Origin of the sequence: Bradyrhizobium sp. SZCCHNR1015, assembly GCF_032489875.1 — a bacterium.
Classification (GTDB): domain Bacteria; phylum Pseudomonadota; class Alphaproteobacteria; order Rhizobiales; family Xanthobacteraceae; genus Bradyrhizobium.
The window spans coordinates 299,304-314,559 of sequence record NZ_JAUEYW010000007.1; the positions used below are offsets into that span (position 1 = coordinate 299,304).

At 67.6% G+C, this 15,256-nt stretch carries 13 protein-coding genes; 8 read left to right on the forward strand and 5 right to left on the reverse strand.

Features of this window, described 5'->3' with window-relative positions:
* Positions 1–4: 4 nt before the first annotated feature.
* From QX128_RS14720 to QX128_RS14730, 3 genes are all read right to left on the reverse strand, one after another.
* On the reverse strand, positions 5–1,363 hold the full coding sequence (locus QX128_RS14720) for a sigma-54 dependent transcriptional regulator (protein WP_316237779.1): 1,359 nt from the start codon (positions 1,361–1,363) through the stop codon (positions 5–7).
* Positions 1,348–2,793 (reverse strand): HAMP domain-containing sensor histidine kinase, encoded by a 1,446-nt coding sequence (locus QX128_RS14725; RefSeq protein ID WP_316237780.1) that lies wholly within the window; start codon positions 2,791–2,793, stop codon positions 1,348–1,350. The genes QX128_RS14720 and QX128_RS14725 overlap by 16 nt, the downstream gene beginning before the upstream one ends.
* A gap of 115 nt (positions 2,794–2,908) precedes the next feature.
* Positions 2,909–5,374, reverse strand: a complete 2,466-nt coding sequence (locus QX128_RS14730; RefSeq protein ID WP_315804913.1) for a PAS domain S-box protein — start codon at positions 5,372–5,374, stop codon at positions 2,909–2,911.
* 226 nt (positions 5,375–5,600) lie between these two features.
* On the opposite strand from QX128_RS14730, the gene QX128_RS14735 reads away from it, so the two are divergent.
* The 5 genes from QX128_RS14735 to QX128_RS14755 all read left to right on the forward strand — a co-directional run bounded on the left by QX128_RS14735 (position 5,601) and on the right by QX128_RS14755 (position 10,475).
* Positions 5,601–6,728, forward strand: a complete 1,128-nt coding sequence (locus QX128_RS14735) for a putative zinc-binding peptidase (protein ID WP_316237781.1) — start codon at positions 5,601–5,603, stop codon at positions 6,726–6,728.
* Between the two features lie 68 nt (positions 6,729–6,796).
* Positions 6,797–7,024 (forward strand): hypothetical protein, encoded by a 228-nt coding sequence (locus QX128_RS14740; protein ID WP_316237782.1) that lies wholly within the window; start codon positions 6,797–6,799, stop codon positions 7,022–7,024.
* A gap of 157 nt (positions 7,025–7,181) precedes the next feature.
* Positions 7,182–9,197: an acetyl/propionyl/methylcrotonyl-CoA carboxylase subunit alpha gene (locus QX128_RS14745; protein ID WP_316237783.1), complete on the forward strand. Its 2,016-nt coding sequence runs from the start codon at positions 7,182–7,184 to the stop codon at positions 9,195–9,197.
* A gap of 112 nt (positions 9,198–9,309) precedes the next feature.
* On the forward strand, positions 9,310–10,176 hold the full coding sequence (locus QX128_RS14750) for an isocitrate lyase/PEP mutase family protein (protein WP_316237784.1): 867 nt from the start codon (positions 9,310–9,312) through the stop codon (positions 10,174–10,176).
* Positions 10,173–10,475, forward strand: coding sequence for an acylphosphatase (locus tag QX128_RS14755; RefSeq protein WP_316237785.1), 303 nt, complete (start codon positions 10,173–10,175; stop codon positions 10,473–10,475). The genes QX128_RS14750 and QX128_RS14755 overlap by 4 nt, the downstream gene beginning before the upstream one ends.
* A 24-nt stretch (positions 10,476–10,499) precedes the next feature.
* Here QX128_RS14755 and QX128_RS14760 read toward each other — a convergent pair whose 3' ends face one another.
* The gene (locus QX128_RS14760) at positions 10,500–11,309 is read right to left on the reverse strand and encodes a class I SAM-dependent methyltransferase (RefSeq protein WP_316237786.1); all 810 of its coding nucleotides are present in this window, start codon (positions 11,307–11,309) and stop codon (positions 10,500–10,502) included.
* A 149-nt stretch (positions 11,310–11,458) separates the two neighbouring features.
* Between QX128_RS14760 and QX128_RS14765 the strand changes: the two genes are divergently transcribed.
* Genes QX128_RS14765 through QX128_RS14775 form a run of 3 tightly spaced genes read left to right on the forward strand, consistent with a single transcriptional unit; the run spans position 11,459 to position 14,138 of the window.
* The gene (locus QX128_RS14765) at positions 11,459–12,028 is read left to right on the forward strand and encodes a GbsR/MarR family transcriptional regulator (RefSeq protein ID WP_315804920.1); all 570 of its coding nucleotides are present in this window, start codon (positions 11,459–11,461) and stop codon (positions 12,026–12,028) included.
* A 17-nt stretch (positions 12,029–12,045) separates the two neighbouring features.
* Positions 12,046–12,705 (forward strand): DUF4166 domain-containing protein, encoded by a 660-nt coding sequence (locus tag QX128_RS14770; RefSeq protein ID WP_316216094.1) that lies wholly within the window; start codon positions 12,046–12,048, stop codon positions 12,703–12,705.
* On the forward strand, positions 12,702–14,138 hold the full coding sequence (locus tag QX128_RS14775) for a TIGR01777 family oxidoreductase (protein ID WP_316237787.1): 1,437 nt from the start codon (positions 12,702–12,704) through the stop codon (positions 14,136–14,138). The genes QX128_RS14770 and QX128_RS14775 overlap by 4 nt, the downstream gene beginning before the upstream one ends.
* A 13-nt stretch (positions 14,139–14,151) precedes the next feature.
* Here QX128_RS14775 and QX128_RS14780 read toward each other — a convergent pair whose 3' ends face one another.
* Entirely contained in the window at positions 14,152–15,198 is a 1,047-nt protein-coding gene (locus tag QX128_RS14780; RefSeq protein ID WP_316237788.1) for an AraC family transcriptional regulator, read from the reverse strand.
* Between the last annotated feature and the right edge of the window lie 58 nt (positions 15,199–15,256).

The window sequence follows — 15,256 nt, forward strand, 5'->3', positions numbered from 1 at the left end:
GGCGCTAGGCGTCGTCTTTCCCGACGGCGCGCGTCGGATTTCCTGACGCCTGCTCGTCACCCAGACCGTAGCGCTGCATCTTGGTGTAGAGCAGTTGCCGGTTGATCTTGAGCTGTCGCGCCGCTTCGGTGCGGTTGCCGCCGCACGCCGCCAGCGCGCGGCGGATCAGGCGCTCTTCCAGCCGCGCCACCGCCGCCGGCAGGTCCGTCGAAGTCTCCGTCTCCTCGTCATGCGGCGCGTCGGTGATGTCGAGATCGTCGGCATCGATCAGGGTGCCTTGCGTCAGCACGCAGGCGCGTTCGATCACGTTGCGCAACTCGCGGACATTGCCGGGCCAGGGCGCATGAGCGAGCTTGTCGATGGCCGCGTCGGTCAGTTGCGGGCGCGGCCGTCCCTCCGACGCCAGCGCCAGGAAATGGCTGGCCAGCGGCACGATGTCCTGGGCGCGCTCGCGCAGCGGCGGCAGCTCGATCGGGATCACGTTGAGGCGGTAGTACAGATCCTCGCGGAAGGCGCCGCTCGCGACCAGCCTGGCGAGATCGCGATGCGTGGCCGCGACGACGCGGGCCGACACCTTCACCGGCTTGCCGCCGACCGGCGTTATGACGCGCTCCTGCAGGGCGCGGAGGATCTTGGCCTGCATCGGCAGCGGAATGTCGCCGATCTCGTCGAGGAAGAGGGTACCCGACCCGGCATCGCGGAAGGCGCCGGCGCGGTCGGAGCTGGCGCCGGTGAACGATCCCTTGAGGTGGCCGAACAATTCGCTCTCGAGCAGATCCCGCGGGATTGCGGCGCAGTTCACGGCGATGAAGGGAGACGCGCCACGCCGGCTGTGGACATGAAGCGCGCGCGCGACCAGCTCCTTGCCGGTGCCGGTCTCGCCGCGGATCAGCACCGTGGCGTCGGCATCGGCGGCGCGGCCGATCGTCTTCTGCACCCGGCGCATCGCCTCGCTGGTGCCGATCAGTCCGCTGTCGTCGGCGCTGGCCGTGTCCTGCTGCTGAGACCGGCGCGGCGGCAGCCGCGCGATCAGCTCGCGCAGCGCCTCGCGGCCGATCGGCTTCACCAGGTGATCGAATGCGCCGAGTCGCATCGCCTCGATCGTGTTCTCAGGGCTGGCATAGGCCGTCAGCACGATCACCGGAGGCGCATCGCCGTCGGCGCGGATGCGGCGCAGGGTCTCGATGCCGTCGAGCCCCGGCATGCGCAGGTCGAGCAGCACGGCGTCGGTCGCGGGAGACACCATGCCGATCGCTTCGCGGCCGGAGGCGGCCGTGGTCGCCTCGTGGCCGAGATCGGTCAGCGTCTCCGCGAGCCCGTCGCGTAGCGCCGCATCGTCGTCGACGATCAGGATGGTTGCCATGGCAGGGAGATCTCGAAGCTGGTGCCGGTGCTGACAGGGGCGAGCTGCGCATCGCCATGATGGGCGCGCGCGATCTCGCGCACGATGGCAAGTCCAAGCCCGGTGCCGTCGGCGCGGGTGCTGACGAAGGGCTCGAACAGGCGATCCCTGATGCCGGGGGCGATGCCCGGGCCGCTGTCGGTGACACGAAACAGCAGGCGTCCGTCGGCGATCTCGGCTGCGACGACGATCTCGCCGCCCTCGGGCGTGTTCTGGATCGCATTGAGGATCAGATTGTCGAGGGCGCGCTGAAGCTGCGCGGGATCGAAGCAGCACCGCGCGGAGGAGGGCGCGACGGCGCGGAGCGACTGGCCGTGGCGCGCGGCAACATCGCGGTGCGCTTCGATCGTGGCCTGCAGGAAGTCGTCGAGCTCGACGGGACGGGTCTTCGGCTGGCTCGCCTGGGTCATCGCCAGGAGATCGCGCAGCAGCGCGTCGAGCCGCGCCACCTGCTGCAGGATCGCTTCGAGCGCGCCGGCCTTGCGCGCAGGGTCGGGAGAGGCGAGCGCGTTCTCCGCCTTCAGGCGCATCGCCGCGATCGGATTGCGGATCTCGTGGGCGAGCGTGGCCGACAGCCGGCCGACGGCTGCGAGGCGCTCGGCGGCGGTTGCGCGCATGCGCTCCGCCGAGAGGCGATGGCCGGCATCGTTGACGGCGTCGACGAGGCGGTCGAGCTCGCGGGCGCCGGTGTGCGGCAGTTGCGGCAGGTCGGCATTGTCCGTCGGCTCGCCCAGCGCCGTCTCGATCATGCCGATGCGGCGTGACCACGACACCAGGATCCAGGCCAGCCAGATCGCCGAGCCGAGCAGCGTCGCCGCCAGCACGATCAGTCCGATCAGAAGATGCATGTAGGCCGGACCTTCGGCCGCGGCGGCGCGGGTCATGGTCCAGGCGGTGACGTTCTGGAGCGGACCGCGCAACGGGCAGGCATGAACGATCAGGGTCTGCGACCGTCCGGCATTCTTTGTCGTGAAGGGGCGGCCGCTGCGCTGCGCGTCGCTGTTGATCTGCTTGATCACGCTGAGCTCGGCGGCCGGCAGGTCGGTCTTGGGTCCGGTGCCTTCGTAGGTCGGATAGGCGTAGGCCAGCGACCCGGTCTCCGTCTGCCAGATGCCGCCTTCGACGCCGGGCGTCGCGGCCAAGGCGGACTGCAGCAGCGGGATGAGGTCCTGCTTCAGGCTGTCGTCGACCGGCGCGCCGCGCCAGCCCGAGACGAAGAACTGATAGCGGTCGGCGATGTCGCGGCAGCCGCGCGTGACCAGGTCCTGCGCGCGCGCCACGCGGGCGTCGTTCGACTGCTGGAACGACTCGACAAGAAGATACGCCGTCGCCGCGCCGGAAACTGCCAGCATGAGCCAGAGCGCCGACAGCCGCGAGCGAAGGGAGCGCATCAAATGGTCCGCAATGACATCGGATGACCGAGTGCGGCGCGACGCGCGGACGCGGTTCACGGCACCTCATTGCGGAACAGAACGTCCGATCGGCAATGTTGGTTCCGATGCCGGCTCAGCGCGGCAGCGGCGCCTTCTCGGCCATCGCCTTGCGCAGGATGCGCGACAGCGATTCCACCGAATAGGGCTTCTTGATCAGCTCGAAGCCGTGATGGGCATTTTCCGCCAGCACGTGGCTGTAGCCGGATGTCAGCACCACCGGCAGGCCGGGATAGCGGTCGCGGATGATGCCGGCAAGCTCGAGGCCGTTGATGCCGGGCATGATGACGTCGGAGAACACGAGATCGACGGCGAACTCATCGTTTGCCAGGATCGCCAGCGCATCGGCGCCGTTGGCGACGCGGCGCGTCACATAGCCGAGATCCTCGAGCAGCTCGGTCGAGAACTGCCCCACCTCGTCATTGTCCTCGACCACGAGCACGCGGTAGCCGCGCCCGATGGTCGCCGGCTCGATGCGCGCGGCACCCGCTTCCGTGCCGGATTCCGTTGCCGTGGCTTGTGGCAGATAGATCGTGAAGGTCGCGCCGTGGCCGATGCGGCTGTCGACCGCGATGTCGCCTTCGGACTGCTTGGCGAAGCCGAACGCCTGGCTGAGGCCGAGACCCGTGCCCTTGCCGACCTCCTTGGTGGTGAAGAACGGTTCGAAGATCGCGTTGAGATGTTGAGGCGCGATGCCGCCGCCGGTGTCGGTGACCGAGATCGCGATGAAGGCCCCGGGGCGGGGGCTCTGGCCGCGCAAGGCCGGAATGCTCTCGGTTCGCTGCACGCCGATCTGCAGATGACCTTCACCGTTCATGGCGTCGCGCGCATTGACGGCGAGATTGATCAGCGCAGTCTGGAATTGCGCGACGTCGGCGAGGGTGAACAGCCCGCTGTCCGTGACCGCGAGCTCGATCTGGATGCGGCTGCCGACGAGAGGACGGATCAGTTGCACGACGTTCTCGACCTGCTCGCCGACATTGAACACCTGCGGCGTCAAGGGTTGCCGCCGGGCGAAGGCCAGGAGCTGCGCGGTCAGCTTCGAGGCGCGCTCCACCGTCTCCGAGATCGCGTCGACATAGCGCCGGCGCCGCTCCTCGGGAAGATCGCGGCGGCGCAGGAAGTCGGTGGCCGAGCGGATGATGGTGAGCAGGTTGTTGAAGTCGTGGGCGACGCCGCCGGTGAGCTGGCCGACCGCCTCCATCTTCTGCGACTGCCGCAGCAGCTCCTCGCCCTGGATGCGCTCGGTGACGTCGACGGCCTCGGCGACCGCGCCGGTGACCACGTCATGCTGGTCGAACAGCGGCCGCATCGACAGCTCGAAATGTCGCTGGCCGCTGGCGAAGTCGAGCCGCATCTCGGTCCGGAAGCTTTCGCCGGCGAGAACGCGGGCGAACGCCTTGCGCAGCATCTCGGTCACGCCCGGCGTATGGGTGAACCAGGGCGCATCCCAGAGCGGCTGGCCGATGACGTTCACTTCACCGGCGCGCATGCCGGCGACCGCGATGCGGTTGGCATGCATCACGCGGCCCTCGACGTCGAGGATGGCCTGATACTGATTGCTGGTGTCGAAGATCGCGCGCATGCGCGCTTCATTGGCCTCGAGTTGGGCGGTGCGCTCCCTGATACGCTCTTCGAGGGTCTCGTTGACGCGGCGCAGCTCGATCTCGGCCTGCTTGGCGGCGGTGACGTCGTGAGCGACGCCGATGAAGCCGACATGTTTGCCGTTCGCATCCCAGCGTGGCTGCGATTCCGATCGCAGCCAGCGCCATTCCCCGTCGGCGCGCCGGTAGCGCGCCTCGAGGAAGAACGGCTTCAGCGAGCACTCTCCCGACTGCTGCTGCGCGAGGATGCGCGGAAGGTCCTCGGGATGCAGCACCTTGCGCCAGTCGAAGGCCAGCGCCTCGTCAGGGGGCAGGCCGAGGAAATCGATATAGGCGCGATTGACGAAGGAGCGGGTGCGGTCGAGCTTCGTCACCCAGATCGGCACCGGCGCGCTGTCGGCGATCAGCCGGAAGCGTTCCTCGCTCTCGCGCAGCTCGGCCTGCGCCAGCATCTGGTCGGTGACATCGATATGCGCGCCGACCAGACGGATCGCACGGCCGTTCCAGTCACGCTCGATGCGGGCGATGACGCGGACCCAGCGGATCTCGCCGTCGCTGGGACGGATGATGCGGTATTCGGTGGTGTAGTCCTCCTGCTCGCTCTTGACCGCGGCAATGAAGTCCTGCTCGGCCTTGACGCGGTCATCGGGATGGACGCGCCTGACCCAGTCCTCGTGAGTCTCGTGGACGGCCTCCGGCGGCAGGCCGTGAATGATCAGGTATTCGGGGGAGCGGCGGTTGCGGTAGCCCTCGCGCAGGTCGACCTCGACGCCGCCGACCCGGGCGATGCGCTGGATGCGCGCGAGCTCCGCCTCGCGTTCCTGCAGCGCGCGATAGGCCTGATCGCGATCGCGGGCGATCTCCTCGATATGCTGGCGCAACGCGTCGGCGGCAGCCTCCGGCCTTACTTCGTCTCTAGGCGCATCCGCGCTGTTCATGCTGACCTGTACTGGTGTGGCGAGCAGTCGTCCGAGAATTCCACCGCGGGTGTTCGGAAGCGTGGCGACATTGGGTTCAAGGAAAGCAAACTGGGCAGAGATTAAGGCGGGCAAACGACCGCATGACGTGAACGTCGGGGCAGATAAAAAGTTCCGCGCTCCCGGAACGGACTGTTACTGTCGTGCGTCGTCAGGCCCTGAACTCCGCAACACGTAGGTCCATACCGTGAAGCTCTTTGTCTGTCAGGCCTGCAAGAACATCCTGTATTTCGAGAATCGCAGCTGCGGTCGCTGCGGCCATCAGCTCGCCTTCATGCCGGAGCGCCAGACGCTGTCGGCGATCGAGCCGGCGGAGGAGGGGTTTCGGACGCTCGCCGACCACGGGACGGGGCGCTTCTTCTGCGCCAATGCCGAGCACGACGCGTGCAACTGGCTGCTCGAGATCGGAGAGACCGCAGGCTTCTGCCGCGCCTGCCGGCATAACGGCACGATTCCCAATCTGTCTGATCCCGCGCAACTCGCCGGATGGCGAGAGCTGGAGGTGGCCAAGCACCGGCTGTTCTACTCGCTGATCCGCTGGAAACTCCCTGTGAAGAAACGCATCGAGGATCCCGAGCACGGGCTGATCTTCAACTTCCTCGCCGACGACCCCGCCGGCCAGCAGAAGGTCATGACCGGCCACGACAACGGCCTTATCACCATCGCGCTGGCCGAGGCCGACGATTTCGAGCGCGAGCGGCGCCGGCTGGAAATGGGCGAGCCGTACCGGACCTTGCTCGGTCATTTCCGCCACGAGGTCGGGCACTATTTCTGGGACGTGCTGGTGCGCGATGCCGGCCGGCTTGACGAATGCCGGGCGGTGTTCGGCGACGATGCCCAGGACTACGGCGAGGCACTGAAGCGGCACTACGAGCAGGGGCCGCCGGTGAACTGGCAGGACAATTTCGTCTCCGCCTACGCCACCACGCATCCGTGGGAGGATTTTGCCGAGACCTGGGCGCACTACCTCCACATCGTGGATACGCTGGAGATGGCCTCCGAGTTCGGTATCGAGATCGATCCGCCCGCCGACCAGATCGGCGGACTGACGGCGCGCGTCACCTTCGATCCGTATGTCGCGGAGGACTTCGACACCATCGTCAACGCCTGGCTGCCGTTCACCTTCGCCATGAACAGTGTCGCCCGGGCGATGGGCGCGCGCGATCTCTATCCCTTCATCCTGACGCCGCCGGTCATCGGCAAGCTGGGCTTCATCCACCGCCTGGTGCGGCAGGGCGGCCGGGAGACGTCCGTCACCCTGGCGCCCGAAAAGCCGCAGGCCGAGTCGCAGCATCAAGAGATCGGGGCGGCGTGATCCGCCTTGACTCCAGAGAACATAAAGTGAACATGGCGGCGTGACCGGAGCGAGGACCGCCATCGCGCATGCAGCCCAGATCGCAATCCAACACCGATGCTCAAGCCGCGGACGCTGAACACCTCGCGCTGGAGGCCGCCGTGGACCAGGCCATTGCTGCCTGCGGCGGCGATCTGCGCGCGGCCATTCGGGCCCTGATTGTTGCGAACGATTTTCTCGAGACCGAGGTCGGTGAGCTCATGAAGGCGGTGTCCCACGCCTATGCCCGCGGACGTTTCCACAGCTATTCCGGGTGACGGCAATGCCTGCGGCTGGCATGCCTCGCCGGACGGCACGGTCGGAACGAGAGGCGGGTTGCGCGCGGGCGATTTTGGTATAGACGAACCGGTCAAGCTCGCGGTGTGACGCCTGTGCCACGAGCGGGGAGCCCGCCCAAAGGTATCAAGCAAGAACATGTTCAAAACCATTCTGATTGCGAACCGCGGCGAGATCGCCTGCCGGGTCATCAAGACTGCCCGCCGCATGGGAATCCGAACCGTTGCGGTCTATTCGGAAGCCGACCGCGATGCGCTGCATGTCGAGATGGCAGATGATGCCGTGCTGATCGGCCCGCCCGCCGCCGCCGAGAGCTATCTCCTCATCGACCGCATCGTCGAGGCCTGCAAGAAGACCGGCGCCGAGGCGGTGCATCCGGGCTACGGCTTCCTGTCCGAGCGCGAGGCTTTCCCGCGGGCATTGGCCGAGGCCGGCATCGTCTTCATCGGCCCGAACCCAGGCGCGATCGCCGCGATGGGCGACAAGATCGAATCGAAGAAGGCGGCCGCCAAGGCCAAGGTCTCGACCGTGCCCGGCTTCCTCGGCGTCATCGAGGACGACAAGCACGCGGTGCGCATCGCCGACGAGATCGGCTACCCCGTGATGATCAAGGCCTCCGCCGGCGGCGGCGGCAAGGGCATGCGCATCGCGCATTCGACCGCCGAGGTCGCCGAGGGCTTCAATCTCGCCAAGGCCGAGGCCAAGGCCTCGTTCGGCGACGATCGCGTCTTCATCGAGAAGTTCATCACAGATCCGCGCCACATCGAGATCCAGGTGCTCGGCGACAAGCATGGCAACGTGATCTATCTCGGCGAGCGCGAATGCTCGATCCAGCGCCGCAACCAGAAGGTCATCGAGGAGGCGCCGTCGCCGCTGCTCGACGAGGAGACGCGGCGCAAGATGGGCGAGCAGGCCGTGGCGCTCGCCAAGGCCGTGAACTACGACTCCGCCGGCACCGTCGAGTTCGTCGCCGGCCAGGACAAGAGCTTCTACTTCCTTGAGATGAACACGCGCCTGCAGGTCGAGCATCCCGTGACCGAGCTCGTCACCGGCATCGATCTCGTCGAGCAGATGATCCGCGTCGCCGCCGGCGAGAAGCTTTCGCTTGCGCAGAAGGACGTGACGATGACCGGCTGGGCGGTGGAATCCCGCGTCTATGCGGAAGATCCGTTCCGCAGCTTCCTGCCGTCGATCGGCCGCCTCGTGAAGTATCGCCCGCCGGCGGAGAGCAAGGCTGACGGCATCACCGTGCGCAACGACACCGGCGTGCAGGAGGGCGGCGAGATCTCGATCTATTACGATCCGATGATCGCCAAGCTCGTCACCCATGCGGAGTCGCGGGCTGCCGCGATCGAGGCGCAGTCGACCGCGCTTGATGCGTTCTATGTCGACGGCATCCGCCACAACATCCCGTTCCTGTCGGCGCTGATGAACCATCCGCGCTGGCGCGAGGGCCGGCTGTCGACCGGCTTCATCGCCGAGGAGTTTCCCAAGGGCTTTGCCGCGCGCGCGCCGGAAGGCGAGATCGCGCGCCGGCTGGCGGCGGTGGGTGCTGCGATCGACCACGTGCTCGGCGAGCGCAAGCGGCAGATCTCGCAGCAGATGATCGGCCGGCCTGTGAAGCGGCAGGGCCGCCGCGCGGTGTGGCTCGGGCGTGACGAGATCCTGCTCGACATCACCAGGGAGAACGGCGCGATCACGGTCCGCTTCGTCGGGGGCGACGGCAAGGTCGGCCCGGCGCATCAGCTGGTGTCGGATTGGAAACCGGGCGATGCCGTGTGGCACGGCACCATCGATGGTGCGGCCATCGCAGTGCAGACGCGTCTCATTGCGAACGGCGTGCGGCTCGCGCATCAGGGCGTCGAAGCGCCGGTCTACGTCTACACGGAGGCCGAGGCGACCGCGGCGCGGCTGATGCCGGTTGTCACCGCCGGCGACAGCGGCAAGAAGCTGCTGTGCCCGATGCCCGGCCTCGTGGTCTCGATCGCCGTGACCGAAGGGCAGGAGGTCAAGGCGGGCGAGACGCTGGCCGTGATCGAAGCCATGAAGATGCAGAACGTGCTGCGCGCCGAGCAGGACGGCACGGTGAAGAAGATCCACGCGACAGCAGGGGCCACGCTCGCGGTCGATGCGCTGATCCTGGAGTTTGCGTAGTAAGTCTAACCGCCGTCATTGCGAGCGAAGCGAAGCAATCCAGGGCCGAGCAAGAGACTCTGGATTGCTTCGTCGCTTCGCTCCTCGCAATGACGGAGAGAGGTAGGGCGTGATGACGTTCCGTACTCGCCGAGAAGCGTTGCGCACAATCCTCGCCAGCGATCGCTGCGTCCATCCCGGCTCCGTTTACGACGCGATTTCGATCCGCGTTGCCGAGGACGTCGGCTTCGAACTCGGCATGTTCGGCGGCTCGGCGGCTTCGCTCGCCGTCCTCGGCGATCCCGACATTGCCTTGATCACCTTGACCGAGCTCGCCGAGCAGATGCGGCGGATGTCGCGCGCGGCAGCGCTGCCGGTGCTGGTCGATGCCGATCACGGCTACGGCAATGCGATGAACGTGCGCCGAACGGTGCAGGAGCTGGAAGCGGCCGGGGCCGCGGGTCTCACCATCGAGGATACGCTGCTGCCGCAGGGCTATGGCGAGGCGAAGCCGCAGCTGATCCCGTTAGCCGAGGGTGTCGGCAAGGTGAAGGCAGCGCTCGACGGCCGAGGCGATCCCGCGCTGGTCATCCTGGGGCGGACGGGCGCCGTTTCCATCACCTCACTCGACCACGCGATCGCGCGGGCCAGGGCGTATGAGGCCTGCGGCGTCGACGGGCTGTTCTTCACCGGCATCACCTCGCGCGATCAGCTCGACGCGATCGCGGCCGCCACCACGCTGCCGATCGTGCTCGGCGGTGCGCCGGAGGAGATGTCCGATCTCGGCTATCTCGCCTCGCGCCGTGTCCGCGTCGCGCTGCAGGGCCATGCGCCGATCGCCGCCGCGACGCAGGCGGTGCATGAGACGCTGAAGGCGCTGCGTGACGGCGTCTCGCCGAAGCAGCTCAAGGGGCTGCCGTCGGCCGAGCTGACGGCACGCGTGATGCGCGACGCCGATGTGAAGAAGCGCCTGCGCGATTTTCTGGGGCTCGGATCATGACCGATCGCGCCATCGTCCACGTCATGGTTCGCGGCCGCGTCCAGGGCGTCGGCTACCGCGCATGGGTCGAGGACCAGGCCATCCTCAACGGCCTCGAAGGCTGGGTGCGCAACCGCACCGATGGCAGTGTCGAGGCGTTGTTCGTCGGCCCCTCGGACGACGTCGCCGCCGTGTTGGCAGCCTGCCGCGAGGGACCGCCTGCAGCGCGCGTCGATGTCGTGACGGAAAACCCGGCGACGGCCGATCAGCTCAAACCGCGCCGGCCGGGCGAGGCGTTCTCCGTGTTGCCGACGCTCTAACGACACGGCGCGCGAGTCCGTCGCTCACCCCGCTGAGATCACCAGCGCCTGTATCCGGCCTTCGATAGGACCCTCGCCGAACCGGCGCGCCAGCGCGTCCGCGGTCGCCTGCGTGACGGCCGCGAGACCGGGCGTGCCGCGCGCTTCGATCTCGCCGCGCATCGGCGTGCCCTGGCAAAGTGCCATGGCCGGGTCCTGAGGCGAAGCCGCGCGGCTGCGATGCGTCACCGTCTCGATCGCGATGTCGGTGAAGCCTGCGGCGGTCAGATCGGCCTCGATCCGTCCGGAATCGTAGTAGCCGTGCGGAGTCCGGGTGAAGAACTGCGGCGGGCTTTCGGGGAAGACCTGCTGCAGCGTCTCGTGAACGACGTGAGGAATTTCATTCTCCTCGATCCGGTCCCAGACGTTGAAGACGAAACGTCCGCCGGGCCGGAGCACGCGGCGGGCCTCCGCATAGCCCTTGACGCGATCGGGGAAGAACATCGCGCCGAACTGACAGGCGACGGCATCGAAGCTCGCATCGGCAAAGGGCAGGGCCAGCGCATCGGCTTGATGAAATGCGATGCGGTCCGCAGCGGCGAGATGGGTCCTCGCCTGCGCGAGCATCGGCTCGTTGAGATCGGTGGCGGTGATCCGGACCTCCGGCGGCAGTTGAGCGTGCAGGGCCCGCGTCACCACGCCGGTGCCTGCCGCCGTCTCCAGTACGTCGCGCGGCAGGTACGCCGCGATGCGCCGCGCGAGGTCCAGCGCGTAGGGCGCGAAGATCAAGGGAACCATCAGTTGATCGTAGATCTGCGGGATCGATCCAGTGAACGCCTTGTCGGATGCCGTCATGGCTTGCTCCTGTTGCAGAGGGGGGCAGGCGGGGAACCGGGCGGTCGGCAGGCGCAAAATGTGCGCCGTAACATCCGTCTGGCCGGCCGCCAGTCCGGTTCAAAGCCGCGCCTCTTGACATTCACTCTCTTCAGTCAGATATTTCTGTCATGACAGAAATTGCAGGTCATCGAAAACTTCCTCCCGCCGTCGAGCGCTTCATCCTCAACTGGGGCGACATGGGCGACCAGTGGGGCGTGAACCGCTCGGTGAGCCAGATCCACGGGCTGCTGTACCTCGCCGAGAAGCCGATGACGGCGGAGGACATCGCCGACACGCTCGGCATGGCCCGCTCCAACGTCTCGAACTCGCTGAAGGAGCTGCTCGCCTGGGGCTTGATCCGGCGCGTGCCGATCCTCGGCGACCGCCGCGATCATTTCGAGGCCGAGACCGACATCTGGGAGGTGGCGCAGCGGATCGCGGCCGGCCGCAAGGAACGCGAGATCGATCCCGCCATCGCGGCGCTGCGCGCCTGCGTCGCGGAGGCGACCGGCGATCCCGCGATCAGCGCGGTCGCAGCCAAGCGGCTGAAGGACATGCTGGCGTTCACCGAGCTGGTCGACCGTTGGTACGTGCAGATGCTGAAGGTGCCGCGGCCGCGCCTCGTCACGCTGATCAAGCTCGGCGAGAAGATCGTCAACCTGCTGCCGTCGGGAAGGTCCAGGTCCGGCAGCGTTTGAAGAGAGTGGAGGGCGTCATGGTGACCATGCGACATCCCGGACTTTCAACGCCCGCCAGCGCCAGGCTTCATGATGATCACAGGTTTCGTGCGCTGCTGTCGGCCGAGGATTGGGGACGGCTGCCGGTGTCGATCTGGCGCCGCTTCTCCAAGCGCCTCGCCGATGGCGCCACCGTCGTCTATGTCGGCGAGGTCGATCAGGCCGAGATCAGCCGTGCCGGCTTCTGGTTCGCGCATCTGGCGCGGCTGATCGGCGGGCCGCTGCCGACGCGCGCGAACATCGGCGTGCCGATGATCGTCGCGGTGACCGAGGACGCGGCGAGTGGCGGCCAGATCTGGACGCGCATCTGCGGGCGCCCGCATGGCTTCCCGCAGGTGATCCATTCCGCCAAGCGCTTCGCCGGTCCGACGGGGCTCGAGGAATATCTCGGCTGGGGCCTCAGCATGAGCCTGCGCGTCGGCGTCGCCGATGGCGCGCTTCATTTCCATAGCGCCGGCTACACGTTCGACTTCGCCGGCCGGCGCTGGGTGCTGCCGGCATGGCTCACGCCCGGCGACCTCACCGTCACCCATTCCGATCTCGGCAGCGGCGTCTTTCGCTTCTCGCTCGAGATCGTCCATCCGCGCTTCGGGCGCATCATGCGCCAGAGCGCCGTGTTCCGGGAGTCCGCACCATGACGCCGCTGCTCTGGTCCCTGATCGCGCTTCAGATCGTGATGGGCGTGTTCGACACCTTCTATCATCATGAGTTCACCGAGCGCCTGGCCTGGCGCCCGTCACAGCGGGGCGAGCTCAAGCTGCACGGCGTCCGCAATGGGCTCTATGCGCTGCTGTTCGCCGTCCTCGGCTGGTGCGAGGTGCATGGATTGTTCGCGATCCTCGTGCTCGCGGTGCTTCTGGCCGAGATCGCTATCACCCTCACCGATTTCGTCGAGGAGGATCTGACGCGCAAGCTGCCGCCGAGCGAACGCGTCAATCACACACTGCTCGCCATCAACTACGGCGCGATCCTCATGCTGCTGGTGCCGCTGCTGATCGGCTGGGCGATGCGGCCTTCGGTGATCGTGCCGGCCTATGCCGGCGTGCTGAGCTGGATTGCGGCTGTCGCCACGGTTGGCGCTGCGCTGTGCGGCCTGCGGGACTTCGCCGCGGCCCGGCGCCTTGCGCGAATGTCGCAGCCGGATGCGGCCGGGCTGGTCGCGGCGCTGCCGCCGGCGCAGACCATCCTCATCACCGGTGCGACCGGCTTCATCGGCGCGCGGCTGGCGGCCGGTCTCGCCGCGGCTGGCCACCACGTCGTCGCCCTGGTCCGCGACCCGGCCAAGGCCGCCGTGCTGCCGGCGCCTCTTACCTTGATTACCAGCCTCGATCAGCTCGCCTCCGGCACCCGTATCGACGCGATCGTCAATCTGGCCGGCGAGCCGATCGGCAACGCGCCGTGGACCGCGGCCAGGCGCGTGACGATCCTGCAGTCCCGGCTTGCTACGACGGAAGCGGTCGTATCCCTGATCGCGCGGCTCGACCGCAAGCCGAAGGTGTTGGTCAACGGTTCGGCGATCGGCTGGTACGGCCTGTGGCAGGACCAGCCTCTGACCGAATCGGCCAAGTCGCATGCCTGCTTCAGCCATGACCTCTGCGACGCCTGGGAACAGGCGGCGCGCGGTGCCGAAGCGCACGGTGTCCGCGTCGCATTGCTGCGGATCGGGCTCGTCGTCGGCCGCGACGGCGGCTTCCTGGCGCGGATGCTGACGCCGTTCGAGTTCGGCCTGGGCGGGCCGTTCGGCTCCGGCCTGCAATGGATGTCCTGGATCGAGCGCGACGATCTCGTTCGGCTGATCGCGCATGTGATCGCGACGGATGCCATCACCGGGCCGGTCAATGCGACGGCGCCGCTGCCGGTGCGCAATCTCGCCTTCGCCGCCGAGCTCGCGCGCTGCCTGCGGCGTCCGGCGCTGCTGCGTGTTCCCGCCGGCCTCTTGCGCCGGATCGGCGGCGACTTCGCCGAGGAGCTCTTGCTCGGCGGCCAGCGCGTGGTGCCGAACAAGGCGCTGTCGAGCGGCTTCGTGTTCCGGCATCAGAGCCTGCGCAGCGCGCTCGAATCCATCCTGTGAGCGGCCGAATGCGTCACGACCGCTCGCCCCGCGCCATCGTCGCCGATGGCAGCTCGCCGAACGTGGCGCGATAGTAGCGGGCGAAGTGTCCGGCATTGGCGAAGTTGCAGGCGGCGGCGGCCGCCGCCACCGTGATGGCGGGATCGCCGGAGCGCAGCATCTCGTGGGCGCGCCGTAGGCGCACCGATTTGGCAAAGGCCATCGGCGAATAGCCGCGCACACGCTCGAACAGGCGGAAGATCGACCGGACGCTGACGCCGGCCTCGCGCGCCAGCCGCTCGATCGTGATCGGCTCGCGCCAGTTGGCCTCGATATAGTCCTCTAGCCGCTTGACCAGGCCGAAATCCGGCATCGGAGAGGGATCCAGGAGCGTGTCGCGGAAACGATGACGGCTGGCGCAGAGGAAGGCGACATGTACCGCATCCTCCAGCTCGCGATAGACTGCGGCGGGGAACGCCGTATCCTGCTCGTTGAGCTGGGTCGTCAGGAAGTCCAGCAGCCGCATCAGGCTGCGGGCCTGCGGATCGGCGGCCGGAATGGCAGGGTCGATCACGAAGTCGGTGCGCGGCTGCACGCCGACCAGCGCCGTGAGGCGCCGTCGCAGCGCCTGCGGATCGAGCCGCAGGGTCAGTCGCCGATGGCCGCCCTGGCACGCCATCTGCCATGGCACGCCGGCCGGCGCGACCGCGAACTGATGCTCATTGACGTCGGTCGCCTCGCCGGGAGTGCAACTGACCGCGCGTCCCTTCAGGGCGATCTGCACTCTGATGAAGTCGGCGGCGCGATGGTCGCAGACCATGTCGCAGGTCGTGGTGCCGAAGGCGAGACCGATGGTCTCGAGTTCGATCAGGTTGACGATCGCCTCGAAGCGCTCGGCGTTCCTGAAGTCGACGCGCTCGGCGCCGAGCCGGCGCCCCGCGAGGTCGCGCAGCACGTCGGCGTTCGAGGTCCGGATCAGCGCGTGGCGATGCAATGGTTCGAGGCCGGTCGCGCCGGTCGAGGCCGGGCTCGGCTTTGCTGAGGCGCTGACGAGGTCAGCTGCGGTCAAGAGACGGTTCAAGCCGCTGCTCCTGAACTCCGATTATTAACCTATGCTACATCAGGTCCTGTCGGCGTCA

Coding starts and splice junctions, on each gene's coding strand:
- QX128_RS14720 (WP_316237779.1), bottom strand. CDS start 1,363: ATGGCAACCATCCTGATCGTCGACGACGATGCGGCGCTACGCGACGGG.
- QX128_RS14725 (WP_316237780.1), bottom strand. CDS start 2,793: ATGCGCTCCCTTCGCTCGCGGCTGTCGGCGCTCTGGCTCATGCTGGCA.
- QX128_RS14730 (WP_315804913.1), bottom strand. CDS start 5,374: ATGAACAGCGCGGATGCGCCTAGAGACGAAGTAAGGCCGGAGGCTGCC.
- QX128_RS14740 (WP_316237782.1), top strand. CDS start 6,797: ATGCAGCCCAGATCGCAATCCAACACCGATGCTCAAGCCGCGGACGCT.
- QX128_RS14745 (WP_316237783.1), top strand. CDS start 7,182: ATGTTCAAAACCATTCTGATTGCGAACCGCGGCGAGATCGCCTGCCGG.
- QX128_RS14750 (WP_316237784.1), top strand. CDS start 9,310: ATGACGTTCCGTACTCGCCGAGAAGCGTTGCGCACAATCCTCGCCAGC.
- QX128_RS14755 (WP_316237785.1), top strand. CDS start 10,173: ATGACCGATCGCGCCATCGTCCACGTCATGGTTCGCGGCCGCGTCCAG.
- QX128_RS14760 (WP_316237786.1), bottom strand. CDS start 11,309: ATGACGGCATCCGACAAGGCGTTCACTGGATCGATCCCGCAGATCTAC.
- QX128_RS14765 (WP_315804920.1), top strand. CDS start 11,459: ATGACAGAAATTGCAGGTCATCGAAAACTTCCTCCCGCCGTCGAGCGC.
- QX128_RS14770 (WP_316216094.1), top strand. CDS start 12,046: ATGGTGACCATGCGACATCCCGGACTTTCAACGCCCGCCAGCGCCAGG.
- QX128_RS14775 (WP_316237787.1), top strand. CDS start 12,702: ATGACGCCGCTGCTCTGGTCCCTGATCGCGCTTCAGATCGTGATGGGC.